Origin of the sequence: Labrys sp. KB_33_2 (assembly GCF_052114505.1) — a bacterium.
In the GTDB taxonomy this organism is placed as follows: Bacteria; Pseudomonadota; Alphaproteobacteria; order Rhizobiales; family Labraceae; genus Labrys.
Genome location: NZ_JBFREW010000068.1, coordinates 1 through 1,301 on the forward strand (window position 1 = coordinate 1; position 1,301 = coordinate 1,301).

The 1,301-nt window shown below is 61.1% G+C and carries 1 protein-coding gene; it reads right to left on the bottom strand.

Annotated elements, in window-relative coordinates:
- Nucleotides 1–92: 92 nt before the first annotated feature.
- On the bottom strand, nt 93–1,301 hold a 1,209-nt coding region (locus tag AB4037_RS34550), incomplete at its 5' end, for an RHS repeat-associated core domain-containing protein (protein WP_441774670.1).

Here is a 1,301-nt window from a genome sequence, read left to right on the forward strand (position 1 = left end):
GCGCGAATGGCCGTTCTCAACAAAGCTGACAATCCGATCGCGAAGATCCTGAGAATAGCTCCTGCCCATGATCCACCTCCAATAACGGTGAATCACAAATTGCCCTCCAAGGGAATCGCCGATTCCAGTTTCAGATCCGACGCTCTAGCTCCCGGAATTCCAGCTAGGGCGCTTGCGAGGGCCTCTGGGGTGCCTGGATAACTATACCCCTGTCGTCCATCGTCGTTTGGTTTGGCGCCAGCAAATACGGAATCCAAATCAGGATTTCCTGTTGTCGGTCCTGCGTTGAGAACCGATAAATCCTTGGAAGGAGTTGGCGTGTATCCTTCGTTGTTTGGAAGTGAGGGAGCCGGTGTGTAACCTTCTGTCGTCACGGCAGGCGGTGCCGGAGTGTAGCCAGGATTTTCCGGCGTAGTTGGTGCAGACGAAAAACCAGGGAGCTCGGGTTGAGGATCTGGTGATGCCATGCATTGGTCATTGGCCAGCATTCGCGAAAATGCGCTCCACGCCCTCTCGGTGAGGCTAGTGTTGCTTATTGGTGTTGACGCGTAGCTTTCAAGACCATCACCGTAGCCCGACGACTGATGCCCGCTCGGATCTGAGACATTGATGGGATTGTTATCGGCATAGGCGTATCGGTTGGTACCGACGCCTTCCTGTGTGGGGTCCCACCAGTCTGGGGAGACGAAGCGTGCAATGTGGGGATCGTAGTAGCGGGCGTTGAGGTAGAGCAGGCCCGTCTCGTCCTGCCGCTCCCCGATATAGCCGTGATCCTCCTTGGTCGCCGTCGAGGTCGTCACCGGCTTGGCCAGGCCGAAGGGCTGGTAGCGCGTGGCGATGCTCGTCGTGCCAGCCTGGTCCGCCACCTCCCAGCTCGTGGTGGTGCCGCCGCTGACGATGCGCTTGACCCGCACGAAGCTTTCCACGCGGGTGGCGTAGTAGCTCACCCCTGCCGCGGCCGCACCGGTGGTGCAGGCCGGGCTGGTCATCCCCGCCGTGCAAGCCACCAGCCGGTCGCCATCCAGCACGAACTCGTCCGTATCCGCATAGCGCGGCGCCCCGCCCACCGCCGACGAACGGGTGATGTCCGACAGGCCCGACAGCGAAAAGCCCACGCCGGCAAGCCCGGCCCAATAGCCTCCAGCCCGCGCTCCGGCATTGGAATCATAGCGCAGCGACACTTTGGGCTCGAGGCCATGATAAACAGGCACCGCGATCGACACGGACTGCGTGAAGGAGCCGTTGAAGCTGGCAGGCTCCGCCTTCGTCGCCAGTGCGCTCGCACTGGCGACCGCCTTCAA